The organism is Ruegeria sp. BF6, assembly GCF_056538665.1.
This window is the reverse complement of record NZ_JBQFTN010000001.1, coordinates 1,008,813-1,028,384: the sequence shown is the minus strand read 5'-3', so window position 1 is coordinate 1,028,384 and position 19,572 is coordinate 1,008,813. Positions and strand designations below refer to the sequence as shown.

Genomic DNA, 19,572 nt, shown 5'->3' with positions numbered 1-19,572 from the left:
GGTCAGTTGCCCTGATTACGCGCTTCCAGCCGTTCGAGGTTGACCACGGTCGACAGCATCAGACGATCATGGCTCCAATCCTCAGTCTGTTGGACCGACGCAGCGGCCAACCCAAGGACAAGCGCGAACAGGATCGAAAGACCAAGGAACGTGAACGGCATCGACGATTGCATCGCGGGCGAATCCGCCAGCGCAATTACCCGTTGTCGCAGAACGCGTTTCGCCTTGCCACTGGTGACCAGAGCCACGTTCAGTACACGCGGGCTGCCGCGCGTGACAGTACGGGCGCAGTAATCCAGTAGGCATTTGGTATAGTCATGGGCGTCGATGCTCTTGCGGGCCACGACCGACTGATCGCAGGCCAATTCGCGCAGGCGGTCGAATTGGTATTTCAGCACCAGATAGGCGGGGTTCCAGAACAATAGAGGCCGCAGGAGTTCGAACCCAAGCTCCCATTCAACGTCTCCGGCGCGCACATGCTGAAGCTCATGCGCAAGGGCGAAGCGCAGCTCACGCGGGGTGTCCAGCAGGTGGCTGGGCAACACGACATGACGCCGGCGCAGGCCTCGGACCGCGAAGGGCACGGAGATGCGGTCGGACAGGCGGATATCCACCTTCGCCGAACGGCGCCACAAAAAGCTGGTGTTGACCGTTTCGCGGATCGCCAGCCCGTCGCGGATCACGCGCAGGGCATAGGCCAGCGATGCAATCGCCATCAGCGCAAGGATCGCGGATACAACCGGGTAGTCCCCGCTGAACAATACCTCAACCCAGCGTTGGCGCGTGTTCAGCAGCGCCTCGAACTGGGTGGCGGGCATGGCGATGTCACCGCGCAGATAGGCCGCCACGGCGATGTCGCCAATGGCCACGGTGCCTTTGGCCTGGGTGAGTGTGGCCAGCGCAGATATCCCCAGTGCCAGCAACGGGCTGATGACGATGCACAAGCAAAGCGCCTTGAGCGCCCGCAGCTGCGCCACAAACCCGTGACTGAATGAGGTCCGGGACAGAAGCCACCGCGCAACCAGCCAGAGAATTGCGGCGAGGCCGAGGACAATATTCCATTCCAGATACGCGTCGAGAACCGGTTTAACCGCTGTCATTTTGCAGTCTCCTCTCTACCAGTGCCCGAATTTCCTCCAGATCGGCTTCGCTGAGGCCTGCATCGTCAACCAGACGCGCGACCAGCGTGGCAGGTGTGTCGTCGAACAGGGTCCGCGACAGGTTCTGCAGCGACCGTGCCTGATATCTGTCCTTCTCCAGCAGCGGCGTATAGATCAGCGTTTTTCCGTCCTTGTGGCTTTCGACAAACCCTTTGTCGTCGAGAATCCTCAGGATGGTTGCGCCGGACGTATAAGCCAGGTTTCGCTCTGGCGGCAGGCGATCAAGCACGTCACGGACCGAGCCCCGACCCAGCGCCCAGAGCTCGTTCATGAACTCAAGTTCCACTTCGGTCAGCAGGTTTGTTGTTTTTTTCTTTCGCATCGGTCTTTCGTGTCGCATTTCTTAGTATGCCTGACAGACAAGCATCCTTTCGCTGTTTCGCAAAGCTTAAACTTTCCAGAAGACGAAGATGCCCCAGCCGATCGACAGGAAAAGGGGTATCCAGACGGGCTGACCCACCAGCCCGAGCCAAGCCAGGAAGATATAGGCCGAACCTAGCAGGGTGATGAACAGCCGATCACCCAGCGTGGTCGTCAGCCCCAACACACCGCGCCGCTCAATCCCGTCGCGGAATTTGAAGCCTTCGAGAACGCCAATCAGGGCGATTGCCGAGAAAATGCCTACAAACAAAGCCAGAGTCGCCGGGGTCCAGGCCATCCAGAAATCTGGCCACAGAGGGTCGGTCCACGAGAACCCCTTTTCCTCTTGCTGGCCGACATTGCCCCATCCGGCCTGTGCTTGGGCAAAGGCCGTAGTGGGTAGGAAGGGAAGGGTGAGAAGTAGTTTACGCATATCGAACCTCACACACGTCCCATCGCGAAACCACGCGCGATGTAGTTGCGGACAAACCAGATGACGATGGCGCCGGGGATGATTGTCAGGGTTCCCGCAGCCGCCAGAAGACCGAGTTCATACCCCGCGCTGGAGGCCGTCCGGGTCATCACGGCAGCGATGGGCTTGGCCTCGACCGCCGTCAGGGTTTTGGCCAGCAGCATCTCGACCCACGAGAACATAAAGCAGAAGAATGCCGCGACGCCCACGCCCGCTTTGATGTTGGGCAGGAAGATTGTCACGAAGAAGCGTGGGAAAGAGTAGCCGTCGACATAGGCCGTTTCGTCCAGTTCTTTTGGGATGCCGCGCATGAAACCTTCCAGAATCCAGACCGCTAACGGCACGTTGAACAGCGTATGCGCCAACGCCACGGCCAGATAGGTATCAAACAGGCCGATAGACGAATAAAGTTGGAAGAACGGTAGCGCAAAAACCGCTGCCGGGGCCATTCGGTTGGTCAGCAGCCAGAAGAAGAGCTGCTTGTCGCCAAGAAACCGATAGCGTGAGAACGCATAGGCGGCGGGCAGAGCGACACAGACGGAAAGCACCGTGTTTATGGTCACATAGGTGATCGAGTTGATATAACCCCAGTACCAAGTCGGATCAGTAAAGATCGTAATGTAGTTTTCCAGCGTAAAGGTCTGGGGAAACAGCGAAAAGCCCGACAGAATCTCGTTCGTGGTCTTGAAGGACATCGCCACCAGCCAATAGATCGGCAGCATCAGGAACGCGATATAGAGGATCGGGATAAGGGACCGCTTTTTCATTCTGCGTCGTCCTTTGTCATCAGAGTGTAGAAGAGCCATGAGACCAGCAGCGTGATGGCGAAATAGATCAGGCTCATCGCGGCCGCAGGGCCAAGGTCGAACTGTCCCAACGCAATCTTGACAAGGTCGATCGACAACAGCGTGGTTGAGTTGCCGGGGCCGCCGCCGGTCAGAACGAAGGGCTCGGTGTAGATATTGAAACTGTCCATGAACCGCAGCAGAACCGCGATGGTCAGGACGGTCTTCATCTTTGGCAGTTGGATATAGCGGAACACCGACCACGGGCTGGCTCCGTCGATTTTAGCAGCCTGATAATAGGCGTCCGGGATCGAAACGAGACCCGCATAGCACAGCAGAACCACCAACGAGGTCCAGTGCCAGACATCCATGACGATGACCGTGGTCCAGGCCGAGATCGGCTGTTGCGTCATGTCATAGTTGATGCCCAGAACGTCATTCAGGAAGTATCCCAACAGGCCGATCTTGGGCAGGGTGAAGATGTTCCACATTGACCCAACCACGTTCCACGGGATCAGCATCGGCAGGGCCATCAGCACCAGACAGACCGGCACCCAGAAGCCTTTGCGGGGCATTGATAGGGCGACGATAATGCCCAGGGGCACCTCGATCAGCAGAATCAGGAAGGTGAACAGGAATTGTCGACCCAATGCGGCCTGAAACCGGTCAGACCGCAGGATCTGCTCGAACCAGCCCAGACCTTCCCAGAAGAACTGGTTGTTGCCGAAGGTTTCCTGCACCGAGTAGTTGACCACCGTCATCATCGGCACCAGCGCGTTGAACGCCACCAGTGCCAGCACCGGCAGCACGAAGAACCATGCCTTTTGGTTTTCTGTTCTCATGTGCCGCGCTCCTCGGTAGCGATCCAGCCGTCGCGATAGACGCGGGATTGTTCGGGTTTGAATTGCAGGAACACTTGGGAACCCGGCTCAGGCACGCTGTGTTCCGTAACGGCCTTGAGGGCGGTGTTGCCGACCATCGCGCTGACCACATAGTGACGACCAATGTCGGACACTTTGGTCACATGCGCGGGAATACCTGTGTCGCCAAAGCCGACATATTCCGGGCGGATACCCAGATCGGTACGGCCTCCGTCGCCGTGGGTCGGCCCTTCCAGCCTCACCTCGTGCCCTTCGAACACAGCGCGGTCGCCTTTCGTCTCGCAGGGCAGGACGTTCATGCCGGGCGAGCCGATAAAGTGTCCAACAAACGTGTGCTGAGGACGTTCGAACAGTTCGACTGGGGTGCCGATCTGAACCACTTCGCCCTCCTGCATCACCACGACCTCATCAGCGAAGGTCAAAGCCTCGGTCTGGTCGTGAGTCACATAGATCATGGTGGCTTTGACGCGCTGGTGCAGTTCTTTCAGCTTTGAGCGCAGCTTCCATTTCAGATGCGGGTCGATCACAGTCAGCGGTTCATCGAACATCACCGCGTTCACGTCGTCACGCACCAGACCGCGTCCCATCGAGATCTTCTGCTTGTTGTCCGGGCTCAGACCCGAGGCGCGGGTGTTCAGCATGTCCGCGACATCCAGCATCTCTGCAATCTCGTCAACGCGGCGCTTGATCGTTGCGGGGTCGACTCCTCGGTTCTTCAGCGGAAAGGCAAGGTTTTCGCCTACGGTCATCGTGTCGTAGATCACCGGGAACTGGAACACCTGCGCAATGTTGCGCTGATCGGGGGGCAGAGCGGTTACGTCCTGACCGTCGAACAAAATTTGCCCTTCGGAGGGCATCAGCAGGCCCGAGATGATATTGAGCAACGTGGACTTGCCACAGCCCGACGGGCCAAGCAGCGCATAAGCGCCGCCGTCGCGCCAGGTTACGTCGATTTTCTTCAGCGCATAGTCCTCGGGGCCTTTCGGCGACGGCATGTAGCTATGGCGGAGGTTTGAAAGCTTGATCTGTGCCATGTCAGGCCACCCTTTTGCCGTCTTGGCCGAAATACCGACAATGGGCCGGGTTCATGTAGAAACTGTGATCCTCACCGACCTGATAGGGGTGCACACCTGCAGCGAGAGAAACCCACGCTTCATCGCCATGCTGGAAATGCGCGCTGGAGTCTGAGCCCGACAGTTCGGTCACGATCACGCGGCCCGTCAGTTCCACATCCGCGTCAGACGTTCGGAAGGGTGTCACCCGGTGCGGGCGCACGGCGACCATGTAGTCTCCGTCGGCCATGTCTGTGACCGACCAGCCGCCGCCACCCGCCAATTGCGCCTGGGCGCCGGACACAGTGATGCTGGCCACGTTGATCGGTGGATCCGAGAAAACCCGCGCGGCGGCAATGTTCTCGGGGTTGCGATAGATGTCGGCGGTCGGGCCGAATTGGGTCACGCGACCGTCTTCCATCAGCGCTGTGTAACCGCCCAACAGAAGGGCTTCTTCTGGTTCTGAGGTAGCATAGACGACCACGGCCCCGCGTCCGGCAAATAGATCAGGTAGCTGTTCGCGCAGTTCCTCGCGCAGTTTGTAGTCGAGGTTTGCCAACGGCTCATCCAGAAACACCGCGCGGCTCTCCTTGGCAATCGCACGGGCTAAAGCGGTACGCTGTTGTTGCCCCCCCGACAGCTCGTGCGGGCGACGGTGCAGCATCGGGCGCAATTGTAGCAGGTCGGCTGCTTCTTCGACGCGGCCCTCGATCTCGGATTGCGCCATGCCAGCCACGCGCAGGGGTGAGGCGATGTTGTCGAAAACACTCATATGCGGGTAGTTCACGAAGAACTGGTGCACGAGGCTGATCTGCCGCTTCTGCGTGTTCAGCCTTGTCACGTCCTGCCCATCCATCAGGACCTTGCCTTGGGCGATCGGGTCCAGCCCGGCCATCATCTTGATCAGAGAAGTCTTGCCCGAGCCGGTCGCGCCCAGCAGCACATTGAAATGGCCGGTCTGCAGCTTCAGGGTTGTGGGCTTGATATGGATAACATTGCCAACCCTTTTGGTGGCGTCTTGTAATTCGATCATGTCCGTGGGTTCCGGTCCTTCAGTGCAGCGCACTGGTCTTCGGGGTGGGGATGCCTGAACCGGCACCCCCAGGTTTCAATGGTTCACTGAGACTGCCAGCGCTGAACCAGTTCGTCATAGTTGACGGTCTGCCCCTGCGGCTTTTCGTTCTCAAGCTTGGCCTTCGGCGAACCGGCTTTTTCCAGCCAGAACTCCGGGTCCTGCGGTTCGTTCAGACGGGGACCACAGCCACCGTAGACACCGGCGCTTTCATCCGCGGCCTGCATACGGGCCATGGTGATGTCCATCTCTTCGGCCAGACGGTCCATTGCCTCTTGCGGGGTAAACGCGCCAGAGTTCACGTCACCGATCTGCTGCCACCAGATCTGGGCCAGCTTCGGATAGTCCGGCACGTTGATGCCGGTCGGCGACCATGCCACACGGTCAGGCGAGCGGTAAAACTCGACCAGACCACCCAGCTTGGGTGCGCGTTCGGTGAACGACTCGTGATTGACCGAGCTGTCGCGGATGAAGGTCAGACCCACGTGGGACTTCTTCACATCGACAGTTTTGGAGGTCACGAACTGGGCATAGAGCCAGGCAGCTTGAGCACGATCCGCTGGGGTCGACTTCAGGAAAGTCCAGGAACCCACGTCCTGATAACCAACCTTCTGGCCTTCTTCCCAGTAGGGGCCGTGCGGGCTGGGCGCCATCCGCCACAGCGGCGTGCCCTCGTCATCCACGGTGTTGTTGCCTTCGGACTTCGGCTTCACCATGTCGGCGGTAAAGGCGGTGTACCAGAAGATCTGCTGGGCCACGTTGCCCTGGCTGAGCGCCGGCAGCGACTGATAAAAGTCATAGGATGCTGCACCCGGAGGGGCATAAGCCCGCAGCCATTCGTCCCACTTGCGGATCGCGTAGACCGCAGCCGGGCCGTTTGCAGCACCACCGCGGGACACGGATGCACCAACAGGGTTACAGGTGCCCGCTTCCATGCGGATGCCCCATTCATCAACCGGAATGCCGTTCGGCTCGCCGACGTCACCGGCACCGGCCATTGACAGCCAAGCATCGGTCATACGCCAACCAAGGTCAGGTGCGCGCTTGCCGTAGTCCATGTGGCCGTAGATCGCTACGCCGTCGACCTCTTTCACGTCGTTGGTGAAGAACTCGGCGATGTCCTCATAGGCCGACCAGTTGACCGGAACGCCCAAATCATAGCCGTACTTTTCTTTGAACGCGGCTTTGTTTGCCTCGTCATCGAACCAGTCCTTGCGGAACCAGTAGAGGTTCGCAAACTGCTGGTCGGGCAGCTGATACAGTTTGCCATCCGGACCGGTCGTGAACTGAATACCCATGAAGTCATCCAGATCCAGCGTCGGCGAAGTTGTCGCCGCCCAGTCGCCTGCCATCATATCGGTCAGCGGATAAGCCTGTTGCAGACGCGAGTGGGTGCCGATCAGGTCACTGTCATTGACATAACCGTCATACAGGTTCCGGCTCGTTTGCAGTTGGGTCTGAACTGCCTGGACAACCTCACCTTCACCAAGAATCTGGTGATTGACCTTGATTCCGGTGATTTCCTCGAACGCCTTGGTCAGAACCTCGGATTCATACGAGTGGGTGGGGATGCCTTCCGACAGGACGTTGATTTCCATGCCAGCATAGGGTTGTGCAGCTTCGATGAACCACTTCATCTCGCTCATCTGTTCGTCTTTCGACAGGGTCGATGGCTGGAATTCGTCGTCGATCCAACGTTGTGCTGCGGCTTCGTCGGCCCAAGCGGACCCGTGCCCCGCAATGACGGCAGCCGCCGCCACTGCGGAAAGTAGATGTCTCCGCATCTGTCTCCTCCCAAAAATTATGGTTTCCGGCGCGAACCGGATGGCGAACAGCATCAGCGATTTCTTGCGTATGTGTCAAACTAAATTTTTAGTAATTGATGAATTTGAGGGTGGCGCAACGACAAGGCATCCTCGGTTGTCAATTTGTGAATTCGTTGTAAGCTGCACCCGCGATTACAAAAAATGCCGCTGACGAACGTTTCGCTGATTGGCAAAATCACTAGGACGCATGAGGATAGGCAATGTCCCAGAGTCTGTTGAAATACACGCGTGTACTGGAAATTGTAGGGGATACGATCAAGGTCAGGGTGCCGTTGGACGGGTCTACAGACGCTGCGGTTCGGTTCAATGACCTGGCGGTGATCGAGACGGTCGATGGGCATAAAACCTTGGCGCAGGCGATTTTCATCGACCACGATGTGGTGACGCTGCAGGTGTTTTCCGGCACCAAAGGGATCTCGACCGAAGCAACCGCAACCTTCCTTGGTCACCCGATGCAGACGCCGTATTCGGCCAATATTCTGGGTCGTGTGTTTGACGGGGCAGGGGTGGCGATTGATGGCGGGCCGGACTTGTCGGCTGAGCCTCGAATCGATATCGGAGGGCCGACTGTAAACCCGGCTGAAAGAGCGGTCCCGAATAAGATGATCCGCACGGATGTGCCGATGATCGACGTATTCAACACGCTGGTTGAAAGCCAGAAAATCCCGATCTTTTCAGTGTCGGGCGAGCCGTTCAATGCGTTCCTCAGCCGAATCGGTATTCAGGCCGATGCCGATATCGTGGTGTTCGGCGGGTTGGGTTTGATCTTTGATGACTACCACACATTCCGGACGTCGTTCGAGGATGCGGGCGTGTTCTCGCGCACGGTGATGTTCGTCAATCAGGCGATGGATCCTCTGGTCGAACGCCTGTTGGTGCCCGACATGGCACTGGCCGTGGCCGAGAAATTTGCGGTGGAAGAGGGTAAGCGCGTTTTGGTCCTGTTGACCGACATGACCGCCTTTGCTGATGCGATGAAAGAGGTTGGCATCAGTCAGGAACGGGTCCCTTCGCAGCGTGGGTATATGGGCGATCTATACTCTCAGTTGGCGCGTCGGTACGAGAAAGCCTGTGATTACACCAAGGGAGGATCGGTGACGGTGCTGACCGTGACCACGATGCCCGGCAATGACGTGACACATCCGGTTCCGGACAACACCGGCTACATCACTGAAGGGCAGATCTATCTGCACTCGGGTGTGATTGACCCGTTCGGTAGCCTCTCGCGCCTCAAGCAGAACGTGATCGGCAAGACCACCCGCGAAGATCACGGCCAGATCATGAACACGATGATCCGGTTCTATTCTGAAAGCCGTGATGCCGCGCAGAAACAGGCGATGGCGTTTGATCTGTCTGATTACGATCACCAGCTGCTGAAATTCGGCGCGTTGTTCCGCAAGCGGTTCATGGACATCAACGTATCGATCCCGCTGGAAGATGCGCTGGACCTGGGATGGAAAACGCTGGCCGAGTGTTTCCAGCCCGAACAGTTGCTGATGAAACAGGTTTTGGTCGACAAGTACTTCCCGAAGGATGCTGATGGCGCGGTTGCAGCTGAATAAATCGTCGCTGGCCCGCCAGCAGACGCAGCTGAAAAGCTATGAGCGGTTCCTGCCGTCGCTGGACCTGAAGCGCCAGCAGTTGATGGCGGAACGCGCGAAAGCGCGCGAAGATGTGCGACGTCTGGAGGAAGAGGTCAAGGAACTGGCGCAACAGGTCGGGGCGAAGCTGCCGATGCTGGCGCAGCAGGGTGTCGATCTGGACGGGCTGGTTGAACTCAAGGACTATCAGGTCAAAGAGGTCAATGTTGTCGGTGTGAAAATGCCTGCGCTCGACCGGATTGAGGTTGCCGTGCGACCCTATTCTTTGCTGGCGAAACCCCATTGGGTCGATGCCGCTGCGCAGTTGTTGCACGACATGATCGAAGCGCGCCTGCGGGTTAAAGTGGCCGAGGAGCGGGTGAAGATTTTCGACAAGGCCGTCGCCACGATCACCCAACGCGTCAACCTGTTCGAAAAGGTTCTGATCCCGCGCGCCAAGGCCAATATCAAGAAGATCCGCATCTATCTGAGTGACGAGCAAATGCAGGCCGTCGTGCGCTCGAAAATCTCCAAACGCAAACACGCGCAGGAGGCCGTGTCATGAGTGTTGCGCGTCTAAAGAAACTGTCGCTGGTCGGACGCGCAGGGCAGAAGACCGAGACACTGGAGGCGTTGCAGGATCTGGGATGTATGCACGTCCTGCCGCTGGCTCCGCCACCGGCCGAGCCCGAAAAGATCAGCGAACGTGGTGCAAGACACGCCTATAAGGCTTTGAGGTATTTGACAGACGTGCAAGAGCCGCGCCGCCAGATACAGCGTGACCCCGATTTTGAGATGGACCAGTTCGTCAGGGACGTTTTGGACCTGATGCAGCGCACACGTGACATGACCGATCGGCGGGACTTTCTGGCCCATCGGATCGCTCAGGTGCGACCATGGGGAGACCTGGATTTTCCACCCGATGATGTGTTGGCGGGCAATCGGCTGTGGTTCTTCCAATTGCCGGTGAAGCATCGAGATGCGCTGTCGGACCTGACGCTGCCCTGGGCCATTCTGGAGCAGGATCATCGGTTCATCTACGCCGTCCTGATCGCCCCGGAAGAGCCCGCCGACGACATCCTGCCGGTTGCGCGCACTCATACCGGGTCGCTGCCCATTCACGAGTTAGAGGCGCAGCTGGAAGAGGCCGAGATCGCCATCGAAGCGCTTGAGGCCGAACGGGTTGCGCAGACGCGCTACCTGACGCTAATGCGGCGGAACTTGTCCGTGGCAGAAAGCGCTGCGGAACTGGCCCATGCAACACAGAAAGTGCGCGACGAAGAGGCGATGTTCGCCCTGCAAGGCTGGGTGCCCGAAGATCGCATTGAGGCCGTGCTTGAAATGGCTCAGGCCAAGGATGCCGCCGTCTTGATTGAGGGGCCGGGGCCAGACGACACGCCGCCTACGCTGTTGGAACAACCGGAAAAACGCGGTGCTGCCGTGGACTTGGCGCTGTTTTATCAAGTACCCGGCTACAAGGATTGGGACCCGAGCGTCATCGTCGCTGCCTCGTTTGCGTTCTTTTTCGCGATGATCGTGGCCGACGCGGGATACGGAGCCGTCATCTTGCTGGGCCTGCTGCTGTCTTGGAAGCGGATGGGAGGGACCGTCGGGCAGAGATCGTGGCGGCTTTTCGGGCTGATCATCTCGGGTGCGACGATTGTGTACGGCATTCTGGTCGGAAGCTATTTCGGAGTGTCGCCGCCGGATGGGTCAATCTGGGCCAAACTCAAACTGCTGGATATGAACAATTTCGGGGCCATGATGATGGTGTCGATCGTTGTTGGGGTCCTGCACCTTGTGCTGGCCAATGCACTGGCCGCGCGGGCGGCATGGGGACAAAGGAAAGCCATTGCCAATCTGGGTTGGGTTGCGGCGCTGATCGGCGGGTTCGTCCTGTGGCTCAGCTACATGAAAGGGAACTCCCCGACGCCGGGGGCGGTGATCCTGATCGTGGGGGCTCTGACGATCCTGCTGTTCTCCAGCGAGCGGGAGATCAAGAAACCCACCGACTGGGCATGGCGCCTGATCGACGGGGTGCAATGCCTTGCCGGGGCTATGGGGGCGTTTGGGGACGTGCTCAGCTATATGCGCCTGTTCGCGCTGGGTCTGGCCTCGGCTTCACTGGCGATCACCTTCAACGATCTGGCTATGTCGGTGATCCACGCGCTGAAAGGGCCGGGCATTCTGTTCGGTCTGTTGATCCTGATCATCGGCCACATCCTGAACTTCGCCCTCGCATTGATGAGCGGTGTCGTTCACGGGTTACGTCTCAATTACATCGAATTCTTTAAATGGGGTCTGCCGGATGAAGGCATCGTCTTTCGCCCGTTTGCCCGCAAGGAGGTTCAGGAATGAATGAGCTTGTTCTGACATTGGGTTGGCTGGGGATTTACGCTCCCATGGCTTTGGGTGCGGCAGCAAGCGCCATTGGTTGTTCGATTGCGGGTATGGCCAGTATCGGCGCCATGACCGAGACAGAGGGCGGCTATGGCCGGTTCGTCGGTGTCTCGGCCTTTCCATCAACCATGGTGATCTATGGCATCGTCATCATGTTCACGCTCAACCGTGACGTGACACCGGAAAACGCGGGCGGGCTGTTCGGGATCGGCATCCTGTCGGGCATCGCGCTGATGTATTGCGGCATCTGGCAGGGCCGCGCCTGTGCGGCGGCGATCAACGCCACCAAAGAAAAACCGGAAATTTTCGGCCTGTCGCTGGCTCCCGCCGCGATTATTGAAGGTTTTGGTGTCTTTGCCTTTGTCTTTGCCTTGGTCATCAGCGCGGGGATCAGCTGATGGCACAGGATGGGATGATCTCGCACGGTGTCGACGCTCTGATTGACAAACTGCGCAATGATGGGGTGGCGGCTGGGCAGGCGGATGCAGATAAGCTGCGCGCGGATGCCAAGGCCGAGGCCGCAAAGATTCTGGCTGACGCCAAACGCAAGGCGGATGCGTATCAGAAGAAGGCGCGCAGCGAATCCGACAATTACCGTGCAGCGGGTGAAGAAGCGCTGAACACTGCCATGCGCGACGCGGTCTTGACTATGAAAGCAGGCCTGACGGACCGGTTCCGCGAAGATGTCGAACGTCTGGTCACTAAGGAAATGGGCGATCCGGAACTGCTGAAACAGATGATCCTTGAGGTGGTGGGCCGTGCCGCCACCGAGGCGAAGCTGGACGGCAAGGTGCAGGTTATCCTGCCCACCAAAGTCGCAACGCAAGAGGATATCAAACAGAACGCCGATGACATTCAGTCAGGCAAGCTGACCAAATACGTTCTGGGCCTGACTGCCGACATGTTACGCGAGCAGGTTGAGCTGCACGCCTCGGACAACGCGCAGGATGGCATCAGAGTGCGTGCCGAAGATCAGGGTGTAGTTCTGGACCTGACCGACAAGGCCGTGGCCTCGCTGCTGATGGAGCACCTACAACCCCGCTTTCGCGCGGTGTTGGAAGGGGTGATCCGGTAATATGTCGGACCCCGACGCCTATATCGCGCTGGTCAGCAGTCTTCCGGGCTCGGAACGATTGTTTGTCGCCAAACAGCCGCCCTTGTCGCGGTTGCGACTGGATCGGCGTCTGACGGCGCTGACGCCTGAGGATGCGCGTGTTTTGAAACTGTTGGAGTATGCGCTGAACTGGGGTGACTACGGAATGGACGTCACCGATGCTCAGGCCATCGAGCGCTGTAAAGAGGCGTTGCGCGACATCCCGCAAGCAACGCTGCGCACATTGTTTCTTGAACGGATGGATCTGCGCACGACAGTTGCCGCGTTGCGCCTGCGCAAGCAAGGGGGCAGCCCGTCTTCCGGGACGTTTGGCATGGGGCGTTGGGCCCGGCACATCCCGGCCAACTGGACCGACCCAACCTTTAAGCTGGACGGGCCAATGCGCTGGATCAGGGAGGCCAAACAGTTGCTGGAAGCAGAAGACCCGCTGGGACTGGAGCGGTTGCTCTTGTCGGTCAGCCACAAGCAGCTGAAAAAGCACGCCGCCCGCCACCTGTTCGATTTCGAGGCCGTGGCGATCTATGTACTGATCTGGAATATTTTCGACCGCTGGGCGCAAAGCAATGCGCAGGACGCAGCCAAGAGATTTGAACATCTGGCGCAGCAGGCCATGGCCGGTATCGCCGATATTGGTTTTGATGGAGCAAGCGCATGACAGCCCCAACCGCCACCACGCAGACCGCCACCGCCCGCGTCGTCTCGGTGCAGGAGGGGCTGGTGCAGATACAGGCCAATCAAGATGCTTCGGGGCAACCCGGGCAACTGGTCAAGAACGAGGTTGTGTTCATTCTACCCACACGCCCCGGTCCGGGTGGGCGCCAGGAACGCCTGAAGGCCGAGGTGCTGCGGGTGCGCGGCGACAGGGCGGACGTGCAGGTGTACGAAAGCACTGACGGGGTGGCTGTGGGCGATCCGGTTGAACAGTCTGGGCAATTACTGTCGGTTGAACTGGGGCCAGGTCTGCTGGGGCAGGTCTTTGACGGCTTGCAATCGCCGCTGCCCAAGGTGGCCGCCGAATTCGGTACCTTTCTGCCGCGCGGGGCGGATGTAGCTCCGCTGGATACGCAGGCCAAGTGGTCGTTCACGCCGTCGGTCAAGGTTGGCGACACAGTCACGGCGGGCGACAGCATTGGGACCGTGCCCGAGGGCCATTTCAACCACAAGATCATGCTGCCGTTCAACTGGGTGGGCGATTACAAGGTGGTTTGGGTGCAAAAGGGTGCGGCCACAATCCACGACATCGTTGCACGCCTTGAAGATGAGCAGGGTGGCGAGCACACACTGACCCTCTCGCAGAAATGGCCGGTGAGGCGTCCACTGCCAGAAAGCATCCTGAAACGCGCGCTGTCTGAAAGGCTCTATCCGACCGAGCCGGTTCTGACGTCTCAACGTCTGATCGACACGTTCTTCCCCATCGCGCGTGGCGGTACGGCCTGTATTCCGGGGCCGTTCGGGGCAGGTAAAACGGTGCTGCAGAATCTGATCGCGCGAAATGCCAAGGTGGATATTGTGATCGTTGTTGCCTGCGGTGAGCGCGCGGGTGAGGTCGTTGAAACGATTCACGAATTCCCTAAAATGACTGACCCGACGACAGGTGGCAGCCTGATGGATCGCACGATCATCATCTGTAACACGTCCTCCATGCCGGTTGCTGCGCGCGAAGCATCGATCTTCACCGGCATCACCCTTGGCGAGTATTACCGCCAGATGGGCTATGACGTGCTGTTGATCGCAGACAGTACCAGCCGTTGGGCGCAGGCGATGCGCGAAACCTCTGGCAAGTTGGAGGAAATCCCGGGTGAGGAAGGCTTCCCCGCCTATCTTGAAAGCTCGATCAAGGGCCTTTACGAGCGCGCTGGTGCCATGAAGACCAACGATGGCGATCTGGGAAGCCTGACCCTGATCGGCACGGTGTCACCTGCGGGCGGAAACTTTGATGAGCCGGTCACGCAATCGACGCTATCCACAGTGAAGTGCTTTCTTGGCCTGTCCTCCGAGCGTGCCTACAAACGGTTCTATCCCGCGGTCGATCCGATGCTCAGCTGGTCACGCTATACCGATCAGCTGTCGGACTGGTACGACAAAAACGCTGAGCCAGGCTGGACCGGCAAAGTGCGCGAACTTCTGGACCTGATCGAAAAGGGTGAGCAGGTCGACCAGATGATGCAGGTGACGGGCGAAGAGGGGGTTACCATCGAGGACTTTGTCACCCAGCAAAAGGCGCTGTTTGTGGACATGGTCTACCTGCAGCAAGACGCCTTCGACAAAGTGGACGCAACCGTTCCGCTTGCGCGTCAGAAGATGACCTTCAAGCTGGTCTATGACGTGACCCAATCGACGGCAGAGTTTGGGGATAAGGCCGAGGTGCGGCAGGTGTTCACGCGACTCACCGGTCTGATGAAGAACTTTCACTACGTGGCTGAAAACACACCGGAATTCAAATCAATCTGGGGGCAGATTCAGGATCTGTGCCGAGATAAGTTCGGGATGTGAGGAAGGAAATGGCAGCCCGTAGGGAAAACATGGACTGCCAAATAAAACAATCACTTACGTTGGCTATCCACGTGTCTATTGCGCCTTACTGGCACTTAGAGATTTTTTATGGAAGGCTAACCTTTTTACCAAAACGAAATTAGTAGTCGAAACTTGAAGTTCACCGTTAGACGTTGCCCCAGAAACTTATGCTGTGAGAGATGGCAGACCCAACACCTTGAAGGTCGGGAAACAAGGAAGCGTGATCTATCCCCATATGCAGAAGCGTAGCCATCAGACCAAACCTGCTCTTAGCTGGAATTATTATCTTAGAAAATTCGAGGGCTTGTTCCTCTGGATGACTGCCTGACAGTTTGCCGGGCCGCAAAATCCGTCTGCGGTCTAAAGGAGTAAACTGGTCTTTGTCATCACCGAATGGTTGTAGGGTAAAAACAGATTTTTGCGCGACGACGCGCGCGTCGATTGGAGTCGGGTAAATTGATACGATTGAACGAAAATTAGGTAATCCCTCTGGGTATGGTGCATCTAGAATTGAGGCTTCACTGCTAGAACTGGGGACTAAAACATAAAGTGCCGCATCCGTTTCTGCGTCTTTGGAAGAAAGAGCGAAAAAGAGGGCAACAAGCGGGTCTTTGGTCCAATCGAGCAGTCGGGTAGGGCAACCAAAATGCTGCATCAGGCTCAAGTCATTCCTAGTTGATCGCAAAGCCTTCTGAACGTATGGGTGCCCATCCTTGAAGAACCGATTTGCTATCTTCAATTCCAGTACGTTGAATGCGGTCTCTACCATGTCCGGCGCTTTATCTACCGTGAAGCTATATTTTTGCCTATAAAGGCCGGGTACGAGTTCCCAACTAGAGTTTGATTGCCCACGGAAGATAGCTCCAGTAAATCCTCCAACCTCTCTGATCAGTGCAAATAATCCATCAAGGCCTGCGCGTTGGTCTAACTCGCGCACTTCCATAGAACGCAGCATGGTTTGTTCCCCGCAATCAACGAATTTAAGTAAATGATTTCATATTATTAAGTTATTAAGCCTAAAGCAGAAACGCAAAGGTAGCATTCTTGAAAAAGCAAAAAAGAACCCCCAGTGGAGGCCTGAGAAGCTAACATCGGGGGTTCCCTGCGTGGATGCAGGTCTTTTTGGACCAGATGCACGGCTGACAAGTAGGACGGTAATTCCTCTAGGCTGCACCATCAAAGCATAATCAATCTGAAATCGCGCTCAGGGAGGTTTTTCTGGTAAGTTTTTGATATTAGGAAAAATGGTAGCCCGTAGGGGAATCGAACCCCTCTTTCCAGGTTGAAAACCTGGCGTCCTAACCGATAGACGAACGGGCCATTTGTCAATGGCACAAGCACAAGTGGTAGCCCGTAGGGGAATCGAACCCCTCTTTCCAGGTTGAAAACCTGGCGTCCTAACCGATAGACGAACGGGCCACGCTGGCTTGTGGAGGGCCTTTTACGGTTTCACCGTGACCCCCGCAAGCCGAAAAACGCAGGGATGTGAAAGTTTTTTCCCGAGTCTGAAACTGGGCTCAATTTGCCTCAGCAGCGTCTTCGAGCCTCAGTTGCACGCTCTGCCGACCGCCCCATGTGTTAACCTCGAGCCGCCCGGCGAAATGGAACCGCGCCCCACCATGATTGGACAGCTTTTCGCCCATTGGCCCGTCAAAAGCCCCAAACGCGATGGCGTCCAGACCGCCACCAACACCGTCGGCCAAGGACAGTTTCAGATGGGAGTCGCCGACTCGCTTGGCAAACCGCACCTGCAGGTCCGGCAGGGCGTATCGAGGGGCAGGCGCGCTGGCGCCGAACGGGCCCGCCTTTTCGATCTGTTCGATCAGGTCGGTCGTCGCCGCGCCCGGCATCAGGGTTCCGTCCAGTTTCAGATCGGCCGGTCCGCCTTCGCCCGCGCCCTGTTTGGCCAGCAATGCGGATAGCCGCTCCATCGCGGGTTCCAGCTGATCGCGCATCACAGTCAGGCCGGCTGCCATCTTGTGACCGCCGCCCTTGACCAGCAGCCCCTCGGCGGCCAAGCGCTGGATCGAAGCTCCCAAATCAACACCTGACACTGAGCGTCCCGAGCCTTTGCCCTCATCTCCATCAAAGCCAATGACAATTGCCGGGCGGTTGGCGTTTTCTTTCAGGCGCGAGGCTACGATGCCCACAACGCCAGGATGCCAGCCCTCTCCCGCCGCCCAGACCAGGGGCGCGTCCAGACCACGTTCCTCGGCCTGTTCCAACGCGGCCGCGCGTACGGCGTTTTCGATATCGCGGCGCTCGGTGTTCAATTCGTCCAGCCGCTGCGACAGCGCCTCGGCCTCGTGCATCGAATCTGTTCTGAGCAGCCGTGCTCCTAGATCGGCCTGCCCAATTCGCCCACCCGCATTAACGCGCGGACCAAGCAGAAATCCCAGGTGATAGCTGTTAGGCGCTGTGTCCATGCGTGCCACGTCGGACAGGGCCACCAGACCCGGCCTCAGTCGTTGGGCCATAACCTTCAATCCCTGACGAACCAATGCCCGGTTCGCGCCGATCAGCGGGGCGACGTCCGCAACCGTCGCCAGCGCCACCAGATCTAGCAGTGATATCAGATCGGGGCCTTTGACCCCGGCCTCGCGCAGTTGTCGCCCGGCCTCGACCAGCATCAGAAACACAACGCCAGCCGCGCAGAGATACCCCAGATCGCCGCTTTCATCCTGCCGGTTCGGGTTCACCACAGCCACGCAATCTGGCAGGGTTTCACCGCCCAAGTGGTGGTCCAGAACGATGACGTCCGCGCCCGTGGCAGCCGCGATAGGCTCATGGCTGAGCGTTCCGCAATCCACACAGATGATCAGGTCGTGGTTGGTTGCCAGTTCCTGCATGGCGGGGACATTGGGGCCATAGCCTTCGTCAATCCGGTCGGGCACATAAAGTGTTGCTTGCAGGCCCATCTGACGTAGCCAGACCAGCAGCAAGGCGGCTGAGCTGGCCCCGTCCACGTCATAGTCCGCAAAGACCGCGATCCGTTGCTTACTTCGAACCGCCGACAGAAACCGTGTTGCTGCCGTTTCCATGTCTTTCATGGATCGCGGGTCGGGCAACAGCTCCTTTAGCTTGGGTTCCAGAAACCCGTCGGCCTCCATCGCGGGAACGCCGCGTCGTGCCAGCACCTGACACACCGCGCGGGGCAGGTCGGCCTGTTGTACCAGCATCTCGGTTGCACGTTCCACTTCGGGCGTTGGCCCGATCCAACGCCGCCCGGTTAATGACTGTTCAACCCCTAGAAAGCTCATGGCCTGCCCCTGATGTGCCAAGGCCGGACCCTCTCGGACCCGGCCTCACTGTCTTTATGGATAGCCTCGCGCGTGGTTCAGGCGCAAGCGGTTAGGCGTTGTCGTGCGGCCACATCGGTGTGCGATAGCTCATGCGCCGTACCGAACCGGTTTTCGACCGCATAAGCAGGGTGGTGGTCTCAACCCAACCGGGCTCACGCTTGATGCGCGGCAGCAGCGAGCCACCGGTTACTCCGGTTGCGGCAAAGATCACATCCGCCGTCACCATTTCGTCACGGGCATAAACGCGGTCCAGGTCGGTGATGCCCGCCTTGGCGGCGCGGCCACGTTCGTCGTCGTTGCGGAACAACAGGCGGCCAAAGATCTGGCCACCCATGCATTTCAGCGCAGCTGCGGCCAGAACACCCTCGGGCGCGCCACCCTGGCCCATATACATATCGATGCCGGTCTCTTCGCTTTCGGCGCAATGCATGACACCGGCCACATCACCATCGGTGATCAGGCGGATCGAGGCGCCGGTTTCGCGCACCTCGGCGATCATCGCCTCGTGACGCGGACGCTCCAGAATGCAGACGGTGATGTCGGCAGGCTCGCAACCCTTGGCCTTGGCCAGAGCTTCGACACGCTCCCGGGGGCTCATGTCCAGATTGACGACACCCTCGGGGAAGCCAGGACCGATGGCCAGCTTGTCCATGTAGACGTCGGGCGCGTGCAGCATCGATCCACGCGGGCCCATGGCGATCACTGTCAGCGCGTTGGGCATATCCTTGGCGGTCAGCGTGGTGCCTTCCAGCGGGTCCAGCGCGATGTCAACTCCAGGGCCTTCACCAGTGCCGACCTCTTCGCCGATATACAGCATCGGCGCTTCGTCGCGCTCGCCTTCACCGATGACAACGACACCTGCGATGTCCAGCAGGTTCAGCTGTTCGCGCATGGCGTTCACGGCTGCCTGATCGGCGGCTTTTTCGTCGCCGCGACCGACCAGCGAGGCAGAGGCCAGAGCAGCCTGTTCCGCCACCCGCGCAAGGCCCAGAGACAGCAGGCGGTCGTTAAAATCTACTTTGGCAGCACTCATGTTCTGTATCCTCAGGTCAAT

General features: G+C 58.5%; 18 protein-coding genes and 2 tRNA genes. 7 read left to right on the top strand and 13 right to left on the bottom strand.

Features of this window, described 5'->3' with window-relative positions:
- Positions 1–2: 2 nt before the first annotated feature.
- The 8 genes from ACR0IM_RS05160 to ACR0IM_RS05125 form a co-directional block, all read right to left on the bottom strand.
- A complete protein-coding gene (locus ACR0IM_RS05160; protein ID WP_480681038.1) occupies positions 3–1,100 on the bottom strand; it encodes a M56 family metallopeptidase in 1,098 nt (365 codons plus the stop codon).
- Positions 1,087–1,482, bottom strand: a complete 396-nt coding sequence (locus ACR0IM_RS05155) for a BlaI/MecI/CopY family transcriptional regulator (protein WP_170324448.1) — start codon at positions 1,480–1,482, stop codon at positions 1,087–1,089. Before ACR0IM_RS05155 ends, ACR0IM_RS05160 begins: the two co-directional genes overlap by 14 nt.
- 66 nt (positions 1,483–1,548) lie before the next feature.
- Entirely contained in the window at positions 1,549–1,818 is a 270-nt protein-coding gene (locus ACR0IM_RS05150) for a DUF2160 domain-containing protein (protein ID WP_480589862.1), read from the bottom strand.
- 143 nt (positions 1,819–1,961) lie between these two features.
- The gene (locus ACR0IM_RS05145; protein ID WP_170389712.1) at positions 1,962–2,759 is read right to left on the bottom strand and encodes a carbohydrate ABC transporter permease; all 798 of its coding nucleotides are present in this window, start codon (positions 2,757–2,759) and stop codon (positions 1,962–1,964) included.
- Complete coding sequence (locus ACR0IM_RS05140) at positions 2,756–3,619, bottom strand: carbohydrate ABC transporter permease (protein WP_480681037.1); 864 nt, start codon at positions 3,617–3,619, stop codon at positions 2,756–2,758. Before ACR0IM_RS05140 ends, ACR0IM_RS05145 begins: the two co-directional genes overlap by 4 nt.
- Positions 3,616–4,692 carry an ABC transporter ATP-binding protein gene (locus tag ACR0IM_RS05135; RefSeq protein ID WP_480681036.1) on the bottom strand — a complete coding sequence of 359 codons (1,077 nt, stop codon included), beginning with the start codon at positions 4,690–4,692 and terminating at the stop codon, positions 3,616–3,618. The genes ACR0IM_RS05140 and ACR0IM_RS05135 overlap by 4 nt, the downstream gene beginning before the upstream one ends.
- A 1-nt stretch (position 4,693) precedes the next feature.
- A complete protein-coding gene (locus tag ACR0IM_RS05130; RefSeq protein WP_480589531.1) occupies positions 4,694–5,743 on the bottom strand; it encodes an ABC transporter ATP-binding protein in 1,050 nt (349 codons plus the stop codon).
- Between the two features lie 83 nt (positions 5,744–5,826).
- Positions 5,827–7,566 carry an ABC transporter substrate-binding protein gene (locus tag ACR0IM_RS05125; RefSeq protein ID WP_480589532.1) on the bottom strand — a complete coding sequence of 580 codons (1,740 nt, stop codon included), beginning with the start codon at positions 7,564–7,566 and terminating at the stop codon, positions 5,827–5,829.
- 242 nt (positions 7,567–7,808) lie between these two features.
- Here ACR0IM_RS05125 and ACR0IM_RS05120 point away from each other — a divergent pair, with 242 nt between their 5' ends.
- Genes ACR0IM_RS05120 through ACR0IM_RS05090 form a run of 7 tightly spaced genes read left to right on the top strand, consistent with a single transcriptional unit; the run spans position 7,809 to position 15,195 of the window.
- Positions 7,809–9,170 carry a V-type ATP synthase subunit B gene (locus tag ACR0IM_RS05120; RefSeq protein WP_480589533.1) on the top strand — a complete coding sequence of 454 codons (1,362 nt, stop codon included), beginning with the start codon at positions 7,809–7,811 and terminating at the stop codon, positions 9,168–9,170.
- Positions 9,148–9,753, top strand: a complete 606-nt coding sequence (locus ACR0IM_RS05115; RefSeq protein ID WP_475210282.1) for a V-type ATP synthase subunit D — start codon at positions 9,148–9,150, stop codon at positions 9,751–9,753. The genes ACR0IM_RS05120 and ACR0IM_RS05115 overlap by 23 nt, the downstream gene beginning before the upstream one ends.
- Positions 9,750–11,546: a V-type ATP synthase subunit I gene (locus ACR0IM_RS05110; protein WP_480681035.1), complete on the top strand. Its 1,797-nt coding sequence runs from the start codon at positions 9,750–9,752 to the stop codon at positions 11,544–11,546. The genes ACR0IM_RS05115 and ACR0IM_RS05110 overlap by 4 nt, the downstream gene beginning before the upstream one ends.
- A complete protein-coding gene (locus ACR0IM_RS05105; protein WP_170324458.1) occupies positions 11,543–11,986 on the top strand; it encodes an ATP synthase subunit C in 444 nt (147 codons plus the stop codon). Before ACR0IM_RS05110 ends, ACR0IM_RS05105 begins: the two co-directional genes overlap by 4 nt.
- Positions 11,986–12,663 carry a hypothetical protein gene (locus tag ACR0IM_RS05100; protein WP_480681034.1) on the top strand — a complete coding sequence of 226 codons (678 nt, stop codon included), beginning with the start codon at positions 11,986–11,988 and terminating at the stop codon, positions 12,661–12,663. The genes ACR0IM_RS05105 and ACR0IM_RS05100 overlap by 1 nt, the downstream gene beginning before the upstream one ends.
- 1 nt (position 12,664) lies before the next feature.
- Entirely contained in the window at positions 12,665–13,357 is a 693-nt protein-coding gene (locus ACR0IM_RS05095; RefSeq protein ID WP_480681033.1) for a hypothetical protein, read from the top strand.
- Positions 13,354–15,195 (top strand): V-type ATP synthase subunit A, encoded by a 1,842-nt coding sequence (locus ACR0IM_RS05090; protein WP_480681031.1) that lies wholly within the window; start codon positions 13,354–13,356, stop codon positions 15,193–15,195. The genes ACR0IM_RS05095 and ACR0IM_RS05090 overlap by 4 nt, the downstream gene beginning before the upstream one ends.
- A gap of 166 nt (positions 15,196–15,361) precedes the next feature.
- Here the strand turns inward: ACR0IM_RS05090 and ACR0IM_RS05085 are convergent, their stop codons facing one another.
- The 5 genes from ACR0IM_RS05085 to glpX all read right to left on the bottom strand — a co-directional run bounded on the left by ACR0IM_RS05085 (position 15,362) and on the right by glpX (position 19,551).
- On the bottom strand, positions 15,362–16,171 hold the full coding sequence (locus tag ACR0IM_RS05085) for an FRG domain-containing protein (protein WP_480681029.1): 810 nt from the start codon (positions 16,169–16,171) through the stop codon (positions 15,362–15,364).
- 290 nt (positions 16,172–16,461) lie between these two features.
- A tRNA-Glu gene (locus ACR0IM_RS05080) sits at positions 16,462–16,536 on the bottom strand.
- Between the two features lie 24 nt (positions 16,537–16,560).
- Positions 16,561–16,635 (bottom strand) — tRNA-Glu (locus tag ACR0IM_RS05075).
- A 98-nt stretch (positions 16,636–16,733) separates the two neighbouring features.
- Positions 16,734–18,476 (bottom strand): single-stranded-DNA-specific exonuclease RecJ, encoded by a 1,743-nt coding sequence (recJ, locus tag ACR0IM_RS05070; protein WP_480681028.1) that lies wholly within the window; start codon positions 18,474–18,476, stop codon positions 16,734–16,736.
- 91 nt (positions 18,477–18,567) lie between these two features.
- The gene (glpX, locus tag ACR0IM_RS05065) at positions 18,568–19,551 is read right to left on the bottom strand and encodes a class II fructose-bisphosphatase (RefSeq protein ID WP_480589542.1); all 984 of its coding nucleotides are present in this window, start codon (positions 19,549–19,551) and stop codon (positions 18,568–18,570) included.
- Between the last annotated feature and the right edge of the window lie 21 nt (positions 19,552–19,572).